Source organism: Paracoccus aerodenitrificans (assembly GCF_027913215.1).
Taxonomy (GTDB): domain Bacteria; phylum Pseudomonadota; class Alphaproteobacteria; order Rhodobacterales; family Rhodobacteraceae; genus Paracoccus; species Paracoccus aerodenitrificans.
On the sequence record NZ_CP115784.1, the window covers coordinates 1,767,428 to 1,788,722 of the forward strand.

At 57.2% G+C, this 21,295-nt stretch carries 20 protein-coding genes, 1 tRNA gene and 1 pseudogene; 12 read left to right on the forward strand and 10 right to left on the reverse strand.

Annotation, left to right across the window (positions count from 1 at the left end; all coding sequences use genetic code 11):
- The first annotated feature begins 123 nt into the window (after positions 1-123).
- The 4 genes from pth to PAE61_RS10080 all read left to right on the forward strand — a co-directional run bounded on the left by pth (position 124) and on the right by PAE61_RS10080 (position 3,041).
- The gene (gene pth / locus PAE61_RS10065; RefSeq protein WP_271112263.1) at positions 124-837 is read left to right on the forward strand and encodes an aminoacyl-tRNA hydrolase; all 714 of its coding nucleotides are present in this window, start codon (positions 124-126) and stop codon (positions 835-837) included.
- On the forward strand, positions 834-1,865 hold the full coding sequence (locus tag PAE61_RS10070; protein WP_271112264.1) for a DUF2332 domain-containing protein: 1,032 nt from the start codon (positions 834-836) through the stop codon (positions 1,863-1,865). Before pth ends, PAE61_RS10070 begins: the two co-directional genes overlap by 4 nt.
- A 167-nt stretch (positions 1,866-2,032) precedes the next feature.
- Positions 2,033-2,404, forward strand: coding sequence for a DUF2237 family protein (locus tag PAE61_RS10075; protein ID WP_271112265.1), 372 nt, complete (start codon positions 2,033-2,035; stop codon positions 2,402-2,404).
- Between the two features lie 25 nt (positions 2,405-2,429).
- Entirely contained in the window at positions 2,430-3,041 is a 612-nt protein-coding gene (locus tag PAE61_RS10080; RefSeq protein WP_271112266.1) for a DUF4893 domain-containing protein, read from the forward strand.
- Here PAE61_RS10080 and trpB read toward each other — a convergent pair.
- Positions 3,038-4,267: a tryptophan synthase subunit beta gene (trpB, locus tag PAE61_RS10085; protein ID WP_271112267.1), complete on the reverse strand. Its 1,230-nt coding sequence runs from the start codon at positions 4,265-4,267 to the stop codon at positions 3,038-3,040. The genes PAE61_RS10080 and trpB overlap by 4 nt on opposite strands.
- A 98-nt stretch (positions 4,268-4,365) precedes the next feature.
- Between trpB and PAE61_RS10090 the strand changes: the two genes are divergently transcribed.
- Positions 4,366-4,455: transfer RNA gene (locus PAE61_RS10090), tRNA-Ser, on the forward strand.
- 359 nt (positions 4,456-4,814) lie between these two features.
- Here PAE61_RS10090 and PAE61_RS10095 read toward each other — a convergent pair.
- Positions 4,815-5,852 carry an IS110 family RNA-guided transposase gene (locus tag PAE61_RS10095; protein ID WP_036743765.1) on the reverse strand — a complete coding sequence of 346 codons (1,038 nt, stop codon included), beginning with the start codon at positions 5,850-5,852 and terminating at the stop codon, positions 4,815-4,817.
- 200 nt (positions 5,853-6,052) lie between these two features.
- Here PAE61_RS10095 and PAE61_RS10100 point away from each other — a divergent pair, with 200 nt between their 5' ends.
- The 5 genes from PAE61_RS10100 to PAE61_RS10120 all read left to right on the forward strand — a co-directional run bounded on the left by PAE61_RS10100 (position 6,053) and on the right by PAE61_RS10120 (position 10,480).
- On the forward strand, positions 6,053-6,904 hold the full coding sequence (locus tag PAE61_RS10100) for a hypothetical protein (RefSeq protein WP_271112268.1): 852 nt from the start codon (positions 6,053-6,055) through the stop codon (positions 6,902-6,904).
- A 49-nt stretch (positions 6,905-6,953) separates the two neighbouring features.
- A complete protein-coding gene (locus PAE61_RS10105) occupies positions 6,954-7,394 on the forward strand; it encodes a site-specific integrase (protein WP_271112269.1) in 441 nt (146 codons plus the stop codon).
- Between the two features lie 62 nt (positions 7,395-7,456).
- Positions 7,457-8,214 (forward strand): IS5 family transposase gene (locus PAE61_RS10110; RefSeq protein ID WP_271112270.1). Its coding sequence is split into 2 segments (ribosomal slippage): positions 7,457-7,793 and positions 7,793-8,214, totalling 759 coding nucleotides; the frame shifts between segments, so codons are not numbered across the junction.
- A gap of 240 nt (positions 8,215-8,454) precedes the next feature.
- The gene (locus PAE61_RS10115) at positions 8,455-9,465 is read left to right on the forward strand and encodes a hypothetical protein (RefSeq protein ID WP_271112271.1); all 1,011 of its coding nucleotides are present in this window, start codon (positions 8,455-8,457) and stop codon (positions 9,463-9,465) included.
- 37 nt (positions 9,466-9,502) lie between these two features.
- Positions 9,503-10,480, forward strand: a complete 978-nt coding sequence (locus PAE61_RS10120; protein WP_271112272.1) for a DNA cytosine methyltransferase — start codon at positions 9,503-9,505, stop codon at positions 10,478-10,480.
- A 466-nt stretch (positions 10,481-10,946) separates the two neighbouring features.
- Here PAE61_RS10120 and istB read toward each other — a convergent pair whose 3' ends face one another.
- The 4 genes and pseudogenes from istB to PAE61_RS10140 form a co-directional block, all read right to left on the reverse strand.
- Positions 10,947-11,675 (reverse strand): IS21-like element helper ATPase IstB, encoded by a 729-nt coding sequence (gene istB / locus PAE61_RS10125; protein ID WP_271112273.1) that lies wholly within the window; start codon positions 11,673-11,675, stop codon positions 10,947-10,949.
- A gap of 5 nt (positions 11,676-11,680) precedes the next feature.
- Positions 11,681-13,171, reverse strand: a pseudogene (istA, locus tag PAE61_RS10130) (IS21 family transposase); the annotation flags it as partial.
- A gap of 371 nt (positions 13,172-13,542) precedes the next feature.
- Positions 13,543-14,300 (reverse strand): IS5 family transposase gene (locus PAE61_RS10135; RefSeq protein ID WP_271112274.1). Its coding sequence is split into 2 segments (ribosomal slippage): positions 13,543-13,964 and positions 13,964-14,300, totalling 759 coding nucleotides; the frame shifts between segments, so codons are not numbered across the junction.
- Positions 14,301-14,534: 234 nt separating this feature from the next.
- Positions 14,535-15,292 (reverse strand): IS5 family transposase gene (locus PAE61_RS10140; RefSeq protein ID WP_271112275.1). Its coding sequence is split into 2 segments (ribosomal slippage): positions 14,535-14,962 and positions 14,962-15,292, totalling 759 coding nucleotides; the frame shifts between segments, so codons are not numbered across the junction.
- Positions 15,293-15,452: 160 nt separating this feature from the next.
- Between PAE61_RS10140 and PAE61_RS10145 the strand changes: the two genes are divergently transcribed.
- Entirely contained in the window at positions 15,453-16,292 is an 840-nt protein-coding gene (locus tag PAE61_RS10145; RefSeq protein WP_271112276.1) for an enoyl-CoA hydratase-related protein, read from the forward strand.
- Positions 16,293-16,476: 184 nt separating this feature from the next.
- Here the strand turns inward: PAE61_RS10145 and PAE61_RS10150 are convergent, their stop codons facing one another.
- The 4 genes from PAE61_RS10150 to PAE61_RS10165 form a co-directional block, all read right to left on the reverse strand.
- Positions 16,477-17,640: an acetyl-CoA C-acetyltransferase gene (locus PAE61_RS10150; RefSeq protein ID WP_271112277.1), complete on the reverse strand. Its 1,164-nt coding sequence runs from the start codon at positions 17,638-17,640 to the stop codon at positions 16,477-16,479.
- Between the two features lies 1 nt (position 17,641).
- On the reverse strand, positions 17,642-18,484 hold the full coding sequence (locus tag PAE61_RS10155) for an enoyl-CoA hydratase/isomerase family protein (RefSeq protein WP_271112278.1): 843 nt from the start codon (positions 18,482-18,484) through the stop codon (positions 17,642-17,644).
- A 150-nt stretch (positions 18,485-18,634) separates the two neighbouring features.
- Positions 18,635-19,396 carry an SDR family NAD(P)-dependent oxidoreductase gene (locus PAE61_RS10160; protein WP_271112279.1) on the reverse strand — a complete coding sequence of 254 codons (762 nt, stop codon included), beginning with the start codon at positions 19,394-19,396 and terminating at the stop codon, positions 18,635-18,637.
- Positions 19,397-19,438: 42 nt separating this feature from the next.
- On the reverse strand, positions 19,439-19,864 hold the full coding sequence (locus PAE61_RS10165) for an AMP-binding enzyme (protein WP_271112280.1): 426 nt from the start codon (positions 19,862-19,864) through the stop codon (positions 19,439-19,441).
- A gap of 275 nt (positions 19,865-20,139) precedes the next feature.
- Here PAE61_RS10165 and PAE61_RS10170 point away from each other — a divergent pair, with 275 nt between their 5' ends.
- On the forward strand, positions 20,140-21,288 hold the full coding sequence (locus PAE61_RS10170; protein WP_271112281.1) for a CaiB/BaiF CoA transferase family protein: 1,149 nt from the start codon (positions 20,140-20,142) through the stop codon (positions 21,286-21,288).
- Positions 21,289-21,295: the final 7 nt, after the last annotated feature.

Genomic DNA, 21,295 nt, shown 5'->3' on the forward strand with positions numbered 1-21,295 from the left:
CGGCACCAGAGACCGGACCAGAGCGGAGTTCTAACCACCAAAGGTTGACAGAGTCTTAGTAACGCCCGATCTCATCCGCAAGGGATGCAACGCATTTGACATGAAACGCAGGATGAGGCTGGCATGAAACTGATCGTCGGACTGGGCAATCCGGGCGCGAAATATGAAGGAAACCGGCATAATATCGGTTTCATGGCGCTTGACCGGATCGCAGCGGATCACGGGTTTTCGCCGTGGCGGGCGCGGTTTCAGGGGCAGGTCTCGGAAGGACGGCTTGGATCTTCGCGTGTGACCCTGCTGAAACCCGGCACGTTCATGAATCTTTCCGGGCAGTCTGTGGGCGAGGCGATGCGCTATCTGAAGCTGACCCCGGACGATGTGATCGTGTTCCATGACGAGTTGGACCTCGCGCCGGGTAAATGCCGCACCAAAACCGGCGGAGGCCATGCCGGTCACAACGGTTTGCGCTCGATCCATCAGCATATCGGAGAGGCCTATCACCGGGTGCGGCTCGGCATCGGGCATCCCGGCCATAAGGACCGCGTTGCGCCCTATGTCCTGTCGGATTTCGCGAAATCCGATCAGGACTGGCTGGACGATCTTCTGCGCGGCATTTCCGACGGAGCCGAGGCTCTGGCCACGGGCGATGCGCCCGGCTTCCAGAATAAGGTAGCGCTGAGGGTCAATCCGGGGCGCGGTGGCGGGACCGGGCCGTCATCCGATACGCGGCAGGCCGCCCAACCCCGCCTTGTGCCGAAACCCAAGGAAAAACCGGCTGAGACCGCGCCGCAGAGCCTGACGGACAAGCTGCAATCTCTGGCGCGGCGCTTCAGATGAACCCGGTCCGCGCCGCTTTTGCCGATCAGGCCCGGTCCTGCCGCACTCTCGGTTCTGATCTGACCGGGCATATCCTTGATCTTCTGGGCAGGGAATTACAGTCCGATCAGGGAGAGGTCGCCCGCCGCATCCTGGGCTGGCAGGGCGATGTGACCTCGCGCGGGGCATCGGTGCCGCTGCGGCTGGCGGGGGCGCTGCACGGGCTGGTGCTGGATCACAAGGCGCCGCAGCTTGCCGCTGCCTATGCTGACCGGGACGTGTCGGCCGGGCTGCTTCTGGACAGTATCGCCGGGCATGAGGAACGCATTCTCGACTGGCTGGACCGGGCTCCCCAGACCAATGAGGTTGGCCGCGCGGCCACCCTGATCGCCGGGGCAAAATTTGCGCTTGATCAACTGGCGGCCCCGATGAAGCTTGCGGTGAAGGAACTCGGAGCCAGTGCCGGGCTTAACCTGAATTTTTGCGATTACGGGACTGATACAGGGGCAGAAATCATTGGCCGCGATGATGTTCTGGTCACGGATTGCACTTGGCGCGGACCGCATCCCGGGACGCAGGATCTGCACAGCGTCTCACGGCGCGGGGTGGATCTGGCACCGCCCGATCGCAACCAGCCGACCCGCTTGCGTGCCTATATCTGGGCCGATCAGCCGCAACGGCTGGCCCGGCTGGATGCCGCTCTGGCCCATGCAGGCAACCATCCGCCCGAGCTGGAACAGGGCGATGCCGCGGCATGGATTGAGAAGGAAATCCTGTCGCAGCAAGGTGTTCTGACATTTATCTATCACACCGTGGCATTCCAGTATTTCCCGGCAGATACGCAGCAACGCGTCAACCATCGACTTGAAGAGGCAGGTGGCCTTGCGACGCGGGACGCTCCGCTTGCGCATCTGTCGATGGAGGCAGATGACCGGCGGAATGGCGCGGCCCTTACCTTGCGTATATGGGACGGAGCAGACCGGGTCTGGGATCTGGGACGGGCAGATTTCCACGGACGCTGGATCGACTGGTCGCCCATGCTGCGATAATGTTGGTGCGCCGCAGACCGGATTTCCGCGATGCAGTCCCTCTGTAGCTGCACTTCACAGGTCACATTCAAGGGAACCTGCCACAGAATTTCCGTATCCCCGCTGACTTTCACACCCCGCCAACCTATGATCCATCTATCATGCGGCATGTCATCAGGGAGAGGGTGATGGAGGCTTCACGCAATGTTCTCGGCACCGCACTTGTGCCTTGCTCGACCGATCCGATGACCGGATTCTATCGCGATGGCTGCTGCAATACCGGTCCCGAGGATGCGGGCCGGCACACAGTCTGCGTCATCGTCACGGCAGAGTTTCTTGCCCTGTCGAAATATCTCGGCAACGATCTGACCACACCACGCCCGGAATATCATTTCCCCGGCCTGAAACCTGGAGATCGCTGGTGTCTCTGCGCCGCAAGGTTCCTGCAGGCCGCGCAGGAATTCGCCGCGCCGAAAGTCGTGCTGGAGGCGACACATGCGCGGTCGGTTGACATCATCCCTCTGGAACTTCTGCGCACACATGCCACAGAGGCCGGATAACCGTCGTCAAATTGCAGAGGAAACCATGCGCAAAACTGCGATTATCGCCGCATTTACAGCCTGTCTTTCCCTGCCCCTTTCGGCGCAGGAAAGCACCGTTTTGGAAGACGGCACCCCCGTCCGGCCCGACGATGCCGACAAGCTTGCCATGTTCAGCACGCATTTCACCGGGGCCCTGCGGGTGGCCTTCGCACAGGGACAGTCCGGCGACATCGCCGATCTGGTAGATTCTCTCAGCGGTGCCGCGATGCCCGCAGATGACGCAATCGAGGCTTTGCAGGGTGACTGGAAATGCCAGACGATCAAGGCGGGAGAGCTGTCCGCTCTGGTCGTCTATGCTCCTTTCGATTGCCGTATCGAGGGCAATATTTTCGAAAAATCAACCGGCTCGCAGCGGACGCGCGGCGCGATTCACCGCGACTCGGGGCGGCTGATCTATCTGGGCACGGGCTTCGTTCAGGGCAGCGAGGTTCCCGCCTATGCCGATCTTCCCACCGACCCGTTGAGCAGCCCGAATCCGGGTCAGATCTGGTCCGATATCGCGCTTGTCGAAGCCGTCACGCCCAATCGGGCACGGCTGATCTTTCCCGACCCGGCGCTGGAATCGCAGATGAACGTTCTTTACCTGACCCGTTAGCCGCCCGCGTCGATCTCAACGCCCAAATGTTTGGCGACGGTGAAAATATCCTTGTCCCCGCGTCCTGACAGATTCACCACCATCAGATGATCTTTCGGCAGGTCCGGCGCGATCTTGCTGACATGCGCGAGGGCATGGCTGGGTTCCAGCGCGGGAATGATCCCCTCGGTCCGGCAAAGAAGCTGGAACGCCTCAAGCGCCTCCTGATCGGTGACATAGACATATTCGGCACGGCCCTGTTCGTGTAGCCAGGCATGTTCCGGCCCGATACCGGGATAATCCAGCCCGGCGCTGATCGAATGCCCGTCGAGGATCTGGCCGTTCTCATCCTGCAACAGATAGGTGCGGTTGCCATGCAGCACCCCTGCCCGCCCTCCGGTCAGAGAGGCGCAATGCTCCATCCGCTCATCGACGCCGTGACCGCCAGCCTCGACCCCGATAATGCCGACCTCGGGATCGTCGAGGAACGGGTGAAACAACCCCATCGCATTCGAGCCGCCGCCGATACAGGCGATCACCGTATCCGGCAGCCGCCCCTCGGCCCGCATGATCTGCTCGCGCGTTTCCCGCCCGATCACCGCCTGAAAATCACGCACCATGCGCGGATAGGGATGAGGCCCCGCAACCGTGCCGATGCAGTAAAACGTATCCCGCACATTGGTTACCCAGTCGCGCAGCGCATCGTTCATCGCATCCTTCAGCGTCCCTTTGCCCGAGGTGACCGCCACGACCTCAGCCCCCAGAAGCCGCATCCGAAACACATTCGGAGCCTGCCGCTCGACATCGGTCGCGCCCATATAGACCACGCATTTCAGCCCGAACCGCGCACAGACCGTCGCCGTCGCCACCCCGTGCTGCCCGGCCCCGGTCTCGGCAATGATCCGGGTCTTGCCCATGCGCCGCGCCAGCAGGATCTGTCCCAGCACGTTGTTGATCTTGTGGCTGCCAGTGTGGTTGAGTTCCTCGCGCTTGAGGTAAATCTTCGCCCCACCCAGCTCTTCCGTCAGCCGTGGCGCGTAATAAAGCGGACTGGGGCGACCGACATAATGTTCCCACAGATCGCCCATCTCGGCCTTGAAGGCGGGATCGTTGCGAGCGCGGTCATATTCCGCCTCCAGATCCAGAATCAGTGGCATCAGCGTCTCCGAGACAAACCGCCCGCCGAAAATCCCGAAACGCCCCTGCCCGTCCGGGCCCTGGCTGAAAGAGTTGATACGATCGGTCATTGTCGCCTCCTGTCGGTTCGGCCTGTCGTAACGAAGCGCGTGCAAGGCGGCAAGCCGGGCTTGCAGTTTCCGCACACTGACGTTAGCAGAGCGCGATCGGAGGAGTGGCAGAGTGGTTTAATGCACCGGTCTTGAAAACCGACGTGGGTGAAAGTCCACCGTGGGTTCGAATCCCACCTCCTCCGCCACTATACTGATGAAAAACAACATTTTTTCATCAAAGACTCTCACCCTGACAGAATGTCCACAATGCCCTGAACACAGGGGCACAAGATATAGTGTCAGGTCACATCATGTGTGGGTAGCCCCGGTTTTAGCGGGCTGTCGCCTCGGCTGGCATGATACGATCGAATGCGTCCATGTGTCAGGCCTTTTCGCGAGGCGCGCTGCCTCTTGGCCGGTATGGGATCCGCGGGCTGTGGTCAAAACATCAAAACGAGCTCGGAGCTCTCCATGTGACCCTGATTTCCCCAACCCCGATCTGGTCGATCGGTTTCATACAAGCTTCAGCTTCTCCCGCATTTTCGAGGCGGTGCTGCTGACTTCATCAGTTTGCCATCAGCGGTCCCCCTCGAAACTCTTCATCCTTCGTTATCATGGCCCACAACATGCGAGCCATCTTGTTCGCCAACGCGATGGCCGCAAGCATCCGGGGCTTGCGGGCCAGCATACGCCCCAGCCAGGAGTTTTCCGCAGGCGGCTTGATCTTGGCACCGGAGATCACTGCCATGGCACCGATGATCAACAATCTTCGGATATCCCGCTGCCCGGATTTGCTCGTGCGACCGAGCCGTTGCTTGCCACCGCTGGAATGTTGTCGTGGAACGAGGCCAAGCCAGGCCGAAAAATCACGCCCCTGACGGAACGTCTCCATAGGCGGGGCGAAAGCGGCCAATGCCATCGCCGTAACCGGGCCAACCCCGGGCATCTTCTGCAGCCGGGCAGAGAAAGGCGACCGCTTGCTCGCCGCCGCGATCTGTGCGTCAAGTTCGGCGATCCGTCGGGACAGGTCATCAATCTGGTCGAAGCAGAGCTGTGCCATATGATGAACGGCCGGAGGGAGGTCTTTCGTCCCATCGTGGCCCGGTTCCAGAGCGGCCCGCAGTTTGTCGATGTTCTCGCGCCCCTTGCCGGCGATGAGCCCGAACTCGGCGAGATGTCCGCGCAAGGCGTTGATTGTCTGCGTCCGTTGCCCGACCAGAAGATTACGCAGCCGAAAGATCATGCCGAGACCCTGCTGCTCCGGTGTCTTCACCTCGACGAAACGCATGGTCGGTCGACTGGCCGCCTCCGCGATGGCCTCGGCATCCGCCATGTCGTTCTTCTGGTTCTTCAAATACGGCTTGACGAACTTCGGGGCGATCAGGCGCACCTCGTGCCCGATCGGCGCCAACGTCCGCGCCCAATAATGAGCTGTCGCGCAGGCTTCCATGGCAACGAGACATCCGGGGTGCCTCTGCATGAACGCAAGAAACTGTTTGCGCGACAGCTTCTTGCGAAACACGACTTCGCCTTCCGCTGTCGCTCCGTGCAGTTGAAAGACCTGCTTCGCCAGGTCAACGCCGATGATCGAGACTTCCTTCATAGCCAATTCCTCCTGATCCTGTCCGGATCAATCTGGCACAAGTGCCGTCAGGAGGGGCTACCCAACCCATCATCAAACGCGACGGTCGTTTCTCGTGGCGACGGGTCATTCGAGGCGTCACGATTCAGGTGCCGTTGCGGACCACGGACCCAAGGGTTGCAAGGGAGATTGGTGCCGTCGCAACCTCGGCTTCTTACTCGGTGTTCTTCGACATCGCTCATCGTGGGCTGGACCGCACCGCTGGAAAACGCATTATAGAACGGGCGACGATGGTCGCTTCGGCCCGTTTGACATTGCGTGAGGAACAGATGTTCTTTTTCCCATTCCCGTTCGAATCTGCTCGTTCGATGCGAGAGCGTGGCTGGCCCGAAGCTCAGATTAGAACCTGGATTCGCGGACGGCATGACAAACCGACAGAAGAGGATTTACGGGGCTGGGATCCAGAAGATATCGCGGAATACATGGCTATTCTGAACGATGAACCCCATCCACTGCCCCAAAAGCGGGCGCCCAAACCGAGGCCGTTGGTTATCAACAATCATTACTACGCTTCGCCCCCTCAAGAAACACGCCGTCAGAACGCAGCAGAGATCACATCGGAACCCGCGATGACTATTTTGCGTAAAAGCGACGAGTGTGCATCCAAAGACCATCCCAAGGAAGCAACTGAATCCCCGCCGGACAGGACGCCCATCCCTGATCTTGTCGAAACAATCATCGCATCCGACCTTCGTCGGAACCGTGTAAATGAAGCGACAGCAAAGGGCTTCAGAACAAGTATCGCCCTGTTCTGCGAGATTTGCCGTATCAATGATGTAGAGGAAATCACACAAGACAAGCTGGATGCCTTCTGTAAAACGCTGACACGAATCCCACCAAACTATCGGCGCGGGGCCAAAGGGCGTGCTACACCGATCTTCGTTATCATTGAGCAAGCAGAGCGCGAGGGTGTGGAAACGGGTTTGAGCGCGAAGACTGTTAACAAACAGCTTGAAGCGCTGAAAAAAACTTATCCGCCACGCCAGCACAAAAATCACTCTACCTCCGCTTGAGGTCTCAATCCTTCGTGTCCGCGACAACACGCCCGCGAAAGAAAAGCGTTTGCCGTTCACGCTTGAAGAAATCCGCAAGCTGTTCGCACAGCCGGGCTTGAACCTTTCGTCCGAACGCAATGCCCTGTTCTGGAACGCACATCTTGCCGTTTACACGGGTGCAAGGCGCGAGGAACTGGCTGGCCTTGAAACTGATGACATCACCCAACAGAACGGCGTTCCCGTCATCTTCATCCGGTCAAACAGTCACAGGACGCTCAAGAACGGACAGTCAGAAAGATTCGTGCCGGTCCATCCCGATCTCATCAAACTTGGTTTCCTTGATTATGTCGCCAGCCGTGGACCAGGCCTGCTGTTCGACATTCGCAAGAAAGGAAAGACCTACGGGAACTTCTTTGAATACGGTTGGCAGAAGGTCAGGAAAGCAGTGATAGGAGCGACGACAGGAAGACATTCCACTCATTCCGCCACAGTGCCGTTCAGACCCTAGGCTCCAGACCCATTGATTTCGGGCTGTTTGCGTGATTCAGGCTCTGCAAGGAGACCTGATTTATGAGCAACCTTTTCTGGCTGACTGACGCGCAGATGGAGCGTCTGAAACCCTATTTCCCGAAATCCCACGGCAAGCCACGCGTTGACGACCGGCGTGTCCTGAGCGGCATAATATTCATCAATCGTAATGGCTTGCGATGGTGCGACGCGCCGACGGACTACGGCCCCGCCAAGACGCTCTACAACCGCTGGAAGCGCTGGAGCGAGAACGGGACCTTCGCCCGGATCATGGTGGGCCTCGCCGCCGAGAGCGCCGAACACAATACGATCATGATCGACGCGACCTATCTGAAAGCGCACCGCACGGCCTCGAGCCTGCGGATCAAAAAAGGGGGCGCGGGCGCCAGATCGGGCGAACGAAAGGCGGCATGAACACGAAACTGCACGCCGTCACCGACGCGAAGGGCCGCCCGATAGGGTTCTTCATGTCCGCCGGACAAGTCAGTGATTACACCGGGGCAGCGGCACTTCTGAACAGCCTGCCGGAGGCGGATTGGCTGCTGGCCGATCGGGGCTATGATGCCGACTGGTTCAGAGATGCCTTGAAAAACAAGGGGATAAAGGTTTGCATCCCGGGTCGGAAGTCGCGCAAGAAACCCGTCAAATACGACAAGCGGCGATACAAACGCCGCAACCGCATCGAAATCATGTTCGGCCGACTCAAGGATTGGAGGCGCGTCGCCACCCGATACGACCGTTGCCCCGAGACCTTCTTCTCTGCAATCCTGCTCGCCGCGACCGTCATCTTCTGGTTATGATCAAGAACGAGTCCTGAGCCTAATCAACGCTGACATCCCTCTACATGTTCGCGCCGAGTTGTTCGGCCATGACCATGAACATATTCAAGGAAACATATATGGTGGGGCCGGAAAGGAAATAACGCTTCTCGAAGCCATCAAGCTTCTGCCATCTGTTCGTTGATCAAAATAAACAGACATCGGGATGACTCTTGATCCTTGACCGGGTATCGCGATCTGAAGCTCAGATCGTGAGGGCACATGGATCAAAAAGAGTTTGAACAGGTTCTGACGGAAGTTACCAATCTTCTGACGAAAGATATTCAACTTTCCTCCGACCATCACAGACCATCAGTTTTTGAAGATTTTGTCAGGGTGACCATTCAAGGCGTATTGCGAGAGCGAGGACATGCCGCAGCTATGGATCCTCGTATCCAAGGCTTCCCGGACATTGCTGTCGGACAGTTCGGCGTTGAGGTGAAATGTACCGAAAGCGATTCCTGGCGCTGTATCGCAAACTCGGTTTCAGAGGGTAACGCGATCGCGGATGTGAACCACATCTATGTGATTTACGGTAAGATCGGAGGTATCCCGGAAGTACGCTGGGCCGACTATGGGCGATCAATCATGCATGTTCGCACCAGTCACGTCCCGAGGTTTGAGATCGAGATCGGGACCGACCGTCCGTTATTCGAACAACTCGGAACCACCTACGAGGATTTCCGTGTCCTGACAATGCACGAGAAAATGCCCTACATACGCCAATACGCTCGCGGACGCCTCGGTCCGGGGGAACGGCTGTGGTGGCTTGAAGACAAAGAAGATGACGATCAGCACTCGCTGCCGCTGAGCGTGAAAATCTACATGGACCTTCCACAAGACGAGAAACGGAAGTTACGCGCCGAGGCCGTTCTTATGTCACCGATGATATGTGCCCACTCGCGTTCACGCAGGAAGTATAACGATGCTGTCCTGTATATGATGACCTATCGAGGCGTACTCTGCCCGCAAGCCAGAGATCTGTTTTCTGCCGGAAGCGTCGCGGGCCCAGAACGCGGGGGCAACTACTTGCTTCGTGCCCTGCAAGACATCCAGGATGAAATCAGGGCCGCCGCTCATTATCTTGAGAATGCCCTGTTCAAAGAATATTGGGGGGTTGTTCCAGCCCCAGAGGATCGCATCCTGTCTTGGCTGCGTATGGCCGACGAGATCGCAACCGACTGGACGCCATCTGAACACTTATTTTTTGACGAGCAGGGCGGGATCAGATAGCTTTGTCAGCAAAATACGGCAACCGCGAAGTTGCCCGATGAAGCAGGAGCAGAGCGTGAATAAATATTCTGTCGTATCAATGTTTTCCGGGTGCGGCGGTATGGATCTCGGGCTCTTGGGGGGGTTCGATTATCTGGGCAAACGCTTCAAGCGGAATCCGTTTGAAATCGTATGGGCCAACGACCTCAACCCCTTTGCTTGCGATACATATGAGTACAACCTCAAGCATAAAATCCATCGGGGTAGCGTTTGGGATCACATAGATCATATGCCTGATCAATGTGATCTTTTAATAGGTGGATTCCCATGCCAAGACATATCCATAAACGGAAAGCGCCGTGGTATCTCTGGTGAGCGTTCGGGCCTTTACCGTGCGATGGTTGAGGCCGTTCGGCGGATGCGACCGAAAATGTTTGTCGCTGAAAATGTGCGCGGCCTACTTTACGCGTATAACAGAGAAAGCCTTGAGACCGTTATTAAAGACTTCACCTCTCTGGGGTACGAAGTCAGCTATAAGCTTTATCTGACGGCCGATTATGGCGTTCCTCAAAGCCGTGAACGGGTATTGATTGTCGGCGTTCTGGATGGAGTTTCGTCCTTTAATGCGCCGAAAGAAGTGACGCCGAAGGGAAGCTGGATTACGTCCCGTGAGGCCATCCGGGATTTAGAGACTGCGCCGCAGGATGATGAGTACAGTCATATATGGTCTCTGGCAAAGCGCTCCGGCGATCAGGGTGGTCGTATGCTGAACCCGGATCGTCCCTCGCCCACTATCCGGGCCGAATGTCATGGCAACAACTCGTTCCATTATAGTCTGCCCCGGCGTATCTCCATGCGAGAAGCCGCGCGTTTCCAGTCATTTCCCGACAGCTTTTCATTCAAAGCAAGGCTCCGAGAAACCGAGCGAATGATAGGAAACGCAGTTCCGCCGGTTTTCGCTTGGCATATTGCCCAATCAATAAAAGAAGCATTGAACACATTCGACGACAGCAAAGTGCTTGTCGCCGCCGAATAAGAAAACTCCGTTTTTCCGGGTTTTCTTCCAGTGGTTTCGAAAGGGGATAAGAAGCCGTTAGGGTTTTTCTCCTCTTCGCCGGATATCCATAGCGTATCCCCCTCGTGGGGTGAGTTATGGATAGTAGGTTATGATATGGAGAAACCATCCCAGAAGAATAAATCTTCCGAAGGAAACCCAAAGGCTTCGTCAACGCGACTTCAACTGAAAAACGCTCGTGCTTTGGCGGGTCAGCGTAAACACGATAAACGCATTGGCAGGCAACCCGATTATATAGACGCATCCCGGAAGCATCTCAATCGGATTATAATGGAACCGGACCCGCCCGGCGTCATGATGTCAATCGGCATCCAATCGTGACCCCTTATCGGCGTCCAAAATTGACCCCTCTGGAGCTGAGCTGGCCCGTCGCTGCATAGTCTTCATGTAACGCCGCGGCGACGGGCCAGCGGGGGTTCCGCTTGCCCTACGCCCGGTTCTTGAAGCGCCAGCTTTCGTTGCCGGTTTCGACGATCTCGCAATGATGGGTGAGCCGGTCGAGGAGCGCGGTGGTCATCTTGGCGTCGCCGAAGACGCTGGGCCATTCGCCGAAGGCGAGATTGGTGGTGACGATGATCGAGGTCCGCTCGTAAAGCTTGCTGATCAGATGGAATAGGAGCTGGCCGCCGGTCTGGGCGAACGGGAGATAGCCAAGTTCGTCTAGGATCAGGAAGTCGAGGCGGGAGATCAGTTCCGCGGTCCGGCCCTGTCGTTCGGCCCGGGCTTCGGCGTCGAGCTTGTTCACTAGGTCGACGACGTTGAAGAAGCGGCCCCGGCGGCCGTTTCGGATACAGGCGCGCGCGATGCTGACCGCGAGATGGGTCTTCCCAGTCCCGGTTCCGCCGATCAGCACGAGGTTGCGCTGATGATCGAGGAAGTCTCCGGTGGCCAAATCGCGGATCAGGGTCTCGTTGACCTCGGCGGCCGCGAAGTCGAACTCGTCGACTTCCTTGGCCAGCGGCAGTTTGGCGATGGTCATCTGGTATTTGATCGAGCGCACCTGCTTCTCACTGATCTCGGCGGTCAGCAAATCGCCGATGATCTGCTGTGGCTCGTGCTGTCGCTTGACCGCTGTAGTGATGATCTCGTCGTAGGCCGTCCTCATGCCGTAGAGCTTCAGCTGGCCCATGGCGTCCAGCACCTGTGATCGTTCCATTTGTTCCTCCTCAGGCTGTCATAGCGGTCGCAATTGGCGGCGGGTTTGCGGCCCAGCTTCAGCGCATCCGGCGTCGTGATCGTCAGGGGTGGCGGCGGTTCGCGGTGACGCGCCAGGATGTTCAGCACGACGCCGGCGGAATGAACGTTGTGAGACAGGGCCTCCGCACAGGCGGCTTCGACGGCGTCCAGGCCATCGGTGAGCACAGCCCCGAGGATCTCGACCACCTGACGGTCACCGCCGGGCTGGCGTTCTAGCCTGCGCTGCAACCGGCACAGGGCTGGAGGCAGGTCCCACTCCTTGAACGGCGCCCCGTTGCGCAGGGCACCAGGTTTACGCGCCAGAACCGGGATGTAATGGAGCGGGTCGTAGATCGCCTTGCCACGACCGAAGGCCCGATCATGGCGAGCCACGACCTGACCATCCTGCCAAAATTCCAGCCTGTCGGCATAGGCGCGGATCTCGACGGGCCGCCCGACCGCACGGGCGTCGACCGAGTAGCGGTTCTTGTCGAAGCGCACGAGACAGGTCTTGGAGACGGAGGCCGGCACTGCATGGAAGCCGTCGAACGGGCCGATATAAGGCACCAGGCTCGGACGCTCCTCCTCGAACACCTCCCAGATCGTCCTGTCCGGAATGTCGGGGTGTTTGTTCGCCTTGGCATAGGCAATGCATCGGTCCTCGAGCCAAGCGTTCAGTTCAGCATAGGATTTGAACTTCGGCCGCGGCACGAAGAACCGCCGCCGGAGCACGCCCACCTGGTTCTCGACCTGACCTTTCTCCCAGCCTGAGGCGGGCGTGCAGGCAGCCGGCTCGACCAGATAGTGCCCGCACATCTGCTGGAACCGGCGATTGTAGGCGCGATCCTTGCCGACAAAGATCGTGTCCACCGCCGTCTTCATGTTGTCATAGATGCCCCGGGCACAGGCTCCGCCGAAGAACGCGAAGGCCCTGTCATGCGCGTCGAACACCATCTCCTGCGTCTCGCGCGGATACGCCCCAACGAACGGCATCCGGCTGTGGCACAGCCGGACATGGGCGACCTTGACCGTCGTGGTCACGCCATCGAGGATCACGATCTCATGGCTCCAGTCGAATTGGTAGGCCTCACCAGGATCGAAGATCAGCGGGACATAGGCTGAAGCCGATGCCTCCTGTGTTACCTTCGACCAACTGGCCGCATAGCGCCGGATAGCATCATAGCTGCCGTCATAGCCACGGTTGCGCAGCTCCTCGTAGACCCGGATCAGCGTCAGGCGTTCGCGCTTCGGCCGCCGCGCATTCTCGGCCAGCATGTCGTCCAGTGCAGACCGCCAGGGATCGATCTTCGGACGCGGTTGCGTCGTGCGGTCATAGGTGAATTCGGTCGCGCCCGATCTGATGACTTTACGCACCGTGTTCCGAGACAGCCGCAACTCACGGCAGATCTGCTTGATCGACTTGCCTTCGACGAAATGCGCGCGCCTGATCTTCGCGATCGTTTCCACAACCAACATCCCCTGACTGCTCCCTCATGCTTTTGAGGAAGCTTCTGATCAGAATTATCAGGGGGGTCACTTTTGGACGCCGATCACCCCAAGATAGGGGTCAGTTTTGCATGCCGTTCCACAAACAGCAGGCAAGCCGTGGGTCATCAGTTCTCGTTGATAACATTCGAGGCGGTCAGATGAACCTCTGCGTCATGTCTGACGCGGAAGCGACAAAAAAGGATATCGACCCGGCAATGCGGAAACGGTTCGTCAAGCTTGTTCAGGCCAAGACGAACTTCGGGCCACCGATGGCGGACAAGTGGCTTGAACGCGGAGAGGGCGGAATTCTGCTTCCAAAGAATGAAATCCCAGTCGTTAGGGTCAGGACTCGTTCTCGATCATAACCAGAAGATGACGGTCGCGGCGAGCAGGATTGCAGAGAAGAAGGTCTCGGGGCAACGGTCGTATCGGGTGGCGACGCGCCTCCAATCCTTGAGTCGGCCGAACATGATTTCGATGCGGTTGCGGCGTTTGTAGCGCCGCTTGTCGTATTTGACGGGTTTCTTGCGCGACTTCCGACCCGGGATGCAAACCTTTATCCCCTTGTTTTTCAAGGCATCTCTGAACCAGTCGGCATCATAGCCCCGATCGGCCAGCAGCCAATCCGCCTCCGGCAGGCTGTTCAGAAGTGCCGCTGCCCCGGTGTAATCACTGACTTGTCCGGCGGACATGAAGAACCCTATCGGGCGGCCCTTCGCGTCGGTGACGGCGTGCAGTTTCGTGTTCATGCCGCCTTTCGTTCGCCCGATCTGGCGCCCGCGCCCCCTTTTTTGACCCGCAGGCTCGAGGCCGTGCGGTGCGCTTTCAGATAGGTCGCGTCGATCATGATCGTATTGTGTTCGGCGCTCTCGGCGGCGAGGCCCACCATGATCCGGGCGAAGGTCCCGTTCTCGCTCCAGCGCTTCCAGCGGTTGTAGAGCGTCTTGGCGGGGCCGTAGTCCGTCGGCGCGTCGCACCATCGCAAGCCATTACGATTGATGAATATTATGCCGCTCAGCACACGCCGGTCGTCAACGCGTGGCTTGCCGTGGGATTTCGGGAAATAGGGTTTCAGACGCTCCATCTGCGCGTCAGTCAGCCAGAAAAGGTTGCTCATAAATCAGGTCTCCTTGCAGAGCCTGAATCACGCAAACAGCCCGAAATCAATGGGTCTGGAGCCTAGTATTACAGCGCTTACTGTCATCTGGATAGCAAATAGGGTAGCATTCTGCGGCAAGGCATTGTGGTCTCAATGCTGGTCGCTGCGCCCCTGAATCTTTTGTATCCCGCGGCTGCGCAAATCTGAACAAGCTTCTTTGATTCCGCAGTTAGGCTCAGGACTCGTTCTTGATCATAACCAGAAGATGACGGTCGCGGCGAGCAGGATTGCAGAGAAGAAGGTCTCGGGGCAACGGTCGTATCGGGTGGCGACGCGCCTCCAATCCTTGAGTCGGCCGAACATGATTTCGATGCGGTTGCGGCGTTTGTAGCGCCGCTTGTCGTATTTGACGGGTTTCTTGCGCGACTTCCGACCCGGGATGCAAACCTTTATCCCCTTGTTTTTCAAGGCATCTCTGAACCAGTCGGCATCATAGCCCCGATCGGCCAGCAGCCAATCCGCCTCCGGCAGGCTGTTCAGAAGTGCCGCTGCCCCGGTGTAATCGCTGACTTGTCCGGCGGACATGAAGAACCCTATCGGGCGGCCCTTCGCGTCGGTGACGGCGTGCAGTTTCGTGTTCATGCCGCCTTTCGTTCGCCCGATCTGGCGCCCGCGCCCCTTTTTTTGATCCGCAGGCTCGAGGCCGTGCGGTGCGCTTTCAGATAGGTCGCGTCGATCATGATCGTATTGTGTTCGGCGCTCTCGGCGGCGAGGCCCACCATGATCCGGGCGAAGGTCCCGTTCTCGCTCCAGCGCTTCCAGCGGTTGTAGAGCGTCTTGGCGGGGCCGTAGTCCGTCGGCGCGTCGCACCATCGCAAGCCATTACGATTGATGAATATTATGCCGCTCAGCACACGCCGGTCGTCAACGCGTGGCTTGCCGTGGGATTTCGGGAAATAGGGTTTCAGACGCTCCATCTGCGCGTCAGTCAGCCAGAAAAGGTTGCTCATAAATCAGGTCTCCTTGCAGAGCCTGAATCACGCAAACAGCCCGAAATCAATGGGTCTGGAGCCTAAGGTTCAACGCGTCGCAATAACTTTACAGTGTCCTCGCAGCTTTATAACTATGTTAGTAGGATTATTTGACAAACCGAAATTCGAAAGCCCCATTATGGACTTTAGTGATATACGTTACGATATCGCGGCGGGGATCGCGACGCTGACCCTCCATCGTCCTGAAAGGCTAAATGCTGCGCGTATAGAAACCCATGAAGAAATCCAAGCGGCACTTTCAGCCGCAGACACAGATGATGATGTCCGTGTCGTTATAGTGACGGGCGAAGGTCGAGCCTTTTGCGCTGGCACCGATATTTCGGAAGGGTTCAATCTGCCCCAAGGGGGCGACCTGAGCACCGGCGACGACATCCCCCCGGATGTGGGCGGCGTAACGGTTTTACGCCTGTATGAAATGTCCAAACCCATTATAGCGGCGATTAATGGACCCGCTATCGGCTTTGGCGCAAGCTTTACGCTGGCAATGGATATCAGACTAGCCTCTGAAAACGCAAAATTCGCATTTCCATTTGCCCGTCGGGCAATCTGTGCTGAGAGCTGTTCAAGCTGGTTTTTGCCGCGCCTTGTAGGCATGCAGACGGCACAGGATTGGATGTTGACAGGCAGGGTATTCGGCGCAGAAGAGGCACTGTCACGTGGCTTGGTTTCAGAAGTGCTTCCGGCTAGCTCCCTTCTTTCTCGAGCCCACGCAATTGCCTCGGATATTGTCACGAACTGCGCCCCTGCCGCGCTGGCCCTGAACCGAAAATTGCTGTGGCAGATGCAGGGTGCCGCGCATCCTGCAAAAGCACATGAACTGGAAAGCTGGGGCATTGCAGCATGCCTTTCGCACTCAGACGCGGCAGAGGGTATTGCTGTATTTCGTGAAAAGCGCGCACCGCATTTTGTTGGACAGGCACATGATCATGATTTTGTTCTGCGTGTGAAAGATCAGTGAATTTTTCTGATTTTTGGGCTACGCTCAGCGCCAATTGGTATTCCCCACTCTTGGCGACTATGAGCGCTTGGCTAACCCACAGGCGTTAGACACTGCTGCCATATCATCTATCCCAATCTCCATCATGGCACCCTGAATAATCAGATACTCATCCCGAGCGTCTCTGTGAATTTCGTCCAGATTGTCATGAGATGGCTTCCAATATAGTGACGTTAGCAATCCCCCCGCCTTCGCACATGGTCTGAAGCCCGTATTTCTTGCCGCGTGCATGTAGAGCATGAATGAGAGTTGTCATCAATTTAGTGCCAGAAGCACCGAGCGGATGGCCCAGAGCAATCGCACCACCGTTCACATTCAGCTTGGCGGGGTCGGCTTTCAGCTCTTTCAGCCACGCAAGCGGTATGGAGGCGAAGGCCTCATTGACTTCGTAAAGGTCGATATCATCAATTTTCATCCCTGTTTTTTCCAATGCGCGGATAGTGGCTGGGATAGGTTCTTCGAGCATGATGACAGGATCACCCGCGGTGACAGTCAGGTTCACAATCCGGGCACTGGGCTTCAGGCCGTATTTTTTCAGTGCCGCTTCAGAGACGACGAGGACACCCGCAGCGCCGTCACAGATCTGCGACGCGTTAGCGGCAGAAATCATCCCGCCCTCCTCCAACAGTTTCACACTGCCTATACGCTCCAACGAAGCATCCGCGCGAATTCCTTCGTCGCGCGTATGCATCCCGCCTTCGATCACAAGAGGGCAAATTTCCTTGTCAAACTCTCCTGCCTCGGTAGCGGTAAGTGCACGTTTGTGGCTTTCCAACGCGAATCTGTCGAGATCATCCCGAGTGAAGCCATACTTGCGAGCAATCATTTCCGCCCCCTTGAACTGGCTGAAATCCCTGGTGCCGAACCTTTCTGCAATTCTATCCGAGAACGGACCGATCCCAACGCCGTTTTTCATGTGATAGGTAAGGTTGGAAAACATCGGCACACGTGTCATGCTTTCGACACCCATGGCAATGATCACATCCTGAGTGCCCGACATGACGGCCTGTGCTGCGAATTGCACTGATTGTTGGGATGAGCCGCACTGGCGATCGATAGTTACGGCTGGTACGGATTGCGGCAGATTCGAGGACAGCACACAGTTGCGACCAAATGCAAAAGCCTGTTCACCTGCCTGCGTCACGCAGCCGACAATAACGTCGTCTATTGCAGCGGGGTCGATGCCTGAGCGGTCCACCAGTGCATTGATTACCTCGCCGCCCAACTCCGCTGGATGCCAATCCTTTAACGCACCCTCCCGGCGACCGCCGGCTACGCGGACCGTTTCCACTATATAAGCTTCAGCCATTTTAGTTCGCCCCTTTGAAATCGGGTTCGCGGCGTGCCAAGAAGGCCGAGACACCCTCGCGACCTTCGGCACTTTCTCCGGCTGCGACGATACTTTGTAGTTCACGGTCCATCTGAGCCACGTAGCTTTCGGTCATTCCGGTATTGAGCAGCCAGCGTGCCTGACCCATAGTCTGAATCGCCCGATCCTTCAGGGTCGCCGCCAATTCCGCACCTGCGGCTGCCAGATCTCCGGAAACCATCCGAGTTGCCATGCCGAGACCGACCGCTTCCTCGGCACCGACGCGGCGATTCGAAAGTATGATGTCCTGTGCCTGCCGCAACCCGATCAAGCGTGGTAGCGTCCATGTCATGCCACCGTCCGGGGTCAGGCCAATAGCGCAATAGGCAGCGGTGAAGCTCGCTTCCGGAGCGGCAAGGACGAAATCTCCTCCTATGGCGACGCTCATCCCCGCACCTGCTGCCGGACCATTGACCAGCGTGATGAGAGGCTTCTTCATCATCGAGAACTGAGCCAGCGACTGATGCAGCGTGCCCGCAAGATGGGCTAGGAAAACGCCTATCTTATCGGAGTTTTTTGCGAAATCACCAACATCGCCACCAACGCAGAACATTCGCCCAGCGCCGGTCAATGTCACAACACGGATATCTGGATCATGCCCAACCTTTAGCGCGACTTCGAGCAGCGCGTCGGCCATCGGCTGGTTGAAGGCATTCCCTGACTCGGGACGGTTCAGCGTGATCCGTGCCACGCCCTCTGCTTCTTCGTAAAGAATTTCGTTCATTTGCATGCCTCCATGTTTGCCAGGTATCGTTTCACCAGCCTCTCTGGCAGCGTCCTTCAACTCGGCGGTGAGCTCATCGGCAGGTCCGTGACAGGCACGGCGCAGGTCTCGTTAATAGGGTGCGACGGCATTACGCACAAAGGCTTCACTTTTCCGGCAGTCGACAAGGCGCGGGTGCTCATGCCGCTATTATATTACCGAAGGAGAAGCTCATTTTGGAGCCATCCGGATCGCCCCGTCCAGGCGAATCGTCTCACCATTCAACATTACATTCTCGACAATAGAACCAACCATCTGGGCAAATTCCGATGGATCGCCCAAGCGCGGCGGAAAGGGAACCTGACGGCCAAGACTATCCTGCGCCTCTTGCGGCAGGCTGGCCATCAGAGGCGTCAGAAAAAGCCCCGGCGCGATTGTCATGACACGAATACCGTAGCGAGCGAACTCGCGTGCTATCGGAAGGGTCATGCCAACGATCCCGCCCTTGGAAGCTGCATAGGCTGCTTGGCCGATCTGACCATCAAAGGCTGCAACCGACGCGGTGTTGATGATGACACCACGCTCCTCGCCCAGAGGATCGGCAGTGTGCAGAGCAGCGGCGAATTTAGAAAGCACATTAAACGAACCAAATAAGTTCACGTTCACGATCGAGCTAAAGTCCTGCAATGCAATTGCGTTTCCCTCCCGATCGATGACTTTCTTGGGCGGACCAATGCCGGCACAGTTCACCAGAATTCGCGCCTTACCATGGAGCCGTTCGGCCTCACCGATTGCAGCCTCTATCTCGCTTTCGTCTGTAACATCAGCCTTGATGAACTTGCCGCCGACCTCTTTGGCCTTCGCCTCGCCGAGTTCAGCATTCAGATCGAAAATAGCGACCTTCGCGCCGGCCTTGGCCAATAGGTCCACTGTAGCACCGCCAAGACCCGAAGATCCTCCCGTAACGATTGCCGCTTGTCCATCGATTTTCATTCCTATCTTCCTTCTTTGATTTCAGGCCGCAGTTTTCACAGATCAGTACTCGTCTCTCAACTTGCGCCTAATCAACTTACCACTTGGTGCGCCGGGAAACTCGTCGCAAAAATCAACGTTCTTCGGAGCTCCGACCTTGGATAGCCGCTCGCGGCAATAGTTGTTCAAATCTTGCGCCTGTTCAGACATCTCTCCAACGTCGGCTTCCAACTGCACCACGGACTTTATCCCCTCACCCATCTCTTCACATGGTATGCTGAACAGTGCACATCTGCCACATCCGGATGCGTAATTAGCAGGTTTTGGTTTCCTGCAGATACACTTTACACCGTCCGAGAAGATCGGGTGGGAAACGCGGTCGGTAAGGAAGAGAAAACTTTCTTTGTTGACATATCCAACATTGCCAAAAGTCGAACAGTCCGGCGGCAGATAAGCTTTCGCTATTTTTTCCGGATCATGGCGGTACAACACTCGATACCGCTATCGAATGGCTCTGATGCTGTGACCGCCCCCGGCAGCATCGACGTGCCAAGGTTGGCATTGGCGGGTAGCCTGATCCACGATCCTGTTGACCGTCGGACAACGATAGCCGGGCTTTGTAATCTTTACTTCCGTGACCTTATGGGGTTTCGAATACATTCACGGTTCCCCCCGGAAAGACAGGGCAAAGGCCCTTGAGCTACTTGCCTCGTGAAAGGCAAGATCATTGCCAATACTTGTCCAAAACAATTCAGAGGCTCTACATGTCACGCCCTCCCCTTTCTGGCATCCGCATTATCGAACTTTCTGGAATTGGCCCCGGCCCTTTCGCCGCAATGATGCTGGCCGATCATGGCGCCGAGGTCATACGGGTCGAACGCATTGGCTCTGGCAAAGCAGGTCCTGAAGTGCCTCCTGATAAGGACATATTGCTGCGATCTCGCAAAACGATAGAAATGGATCTCAAGAAGCCAGCGTCACGGGAAATAATGCTGGACCTGGTGAAAAATGCCGATGGGCTGATTGAAGGGTTCCGTCCCGGAGTGATAGAGCGCCTAGGTATAGGTCCTGAAATCTTATTGGACAAAAATCCGAAACTGGTCATCGGTCGCATGACAGGCTGGGGACAGACCGGGACGATGTCGGAAATGGCCGGACATGACCTGAACTATATCGCTATTTCAGGTGCGTTGCATGGCGTTGGTCGCAAAGGCGGAAAGCCGGTTGTCCCTCTGAACCTATTCGGGGATTTCGGCGGTGGCGGAATGTTTATGGCATTCGGGATGCTGGCCGCACTGCACCACGCCAAGGCAACCGGGCAGGGTCAGGTCATTGACGTTGCGATGACAGACGGCTCGGCCTTATTGACCGCGATGATACACTGTTTCCGCCAAGTTGGCATCTGGCAGGACGAAAGGGGTGTCAATTTGCTGGATGGCGGTGCGCATTTCTATGATACCTACGAAACGAAAGACGGAAAATACATTTCAATAGGTGCCATCGAACCACAATTCTATGCCCGCCTGCTGGAACTGCTCGGGCTGAAAGAAGATCCCGTATATACGCGTCAAATGGACGCTGGAAATTGGGACGTGATGCGGCAGGGCCTGGAACGGATATTTCTCACTCGTACGCGCGACGAATGGGACAAGATTTTCATTGGCTCAGACGCCTGCTATGCTCCGGTTCTGTCTTTGGAAGAGGCGGCCCAACATCCACACAACGCCTCTCGTAAGACCTTCCAGACAATCAAAAGTACCCTCCAGCCATCGCCTGCGCCACGCTACTCTGTCAGTCCTACCGTGCAACCTGAAATGTTCAATAACGTGCTGGACACAGATACCTTGCTCGCAAGTATCGGATACTCGGAGGACCGTATACGCGCCTTGCGAAGAGAGCGCGTAATAAGCTGACATCGCT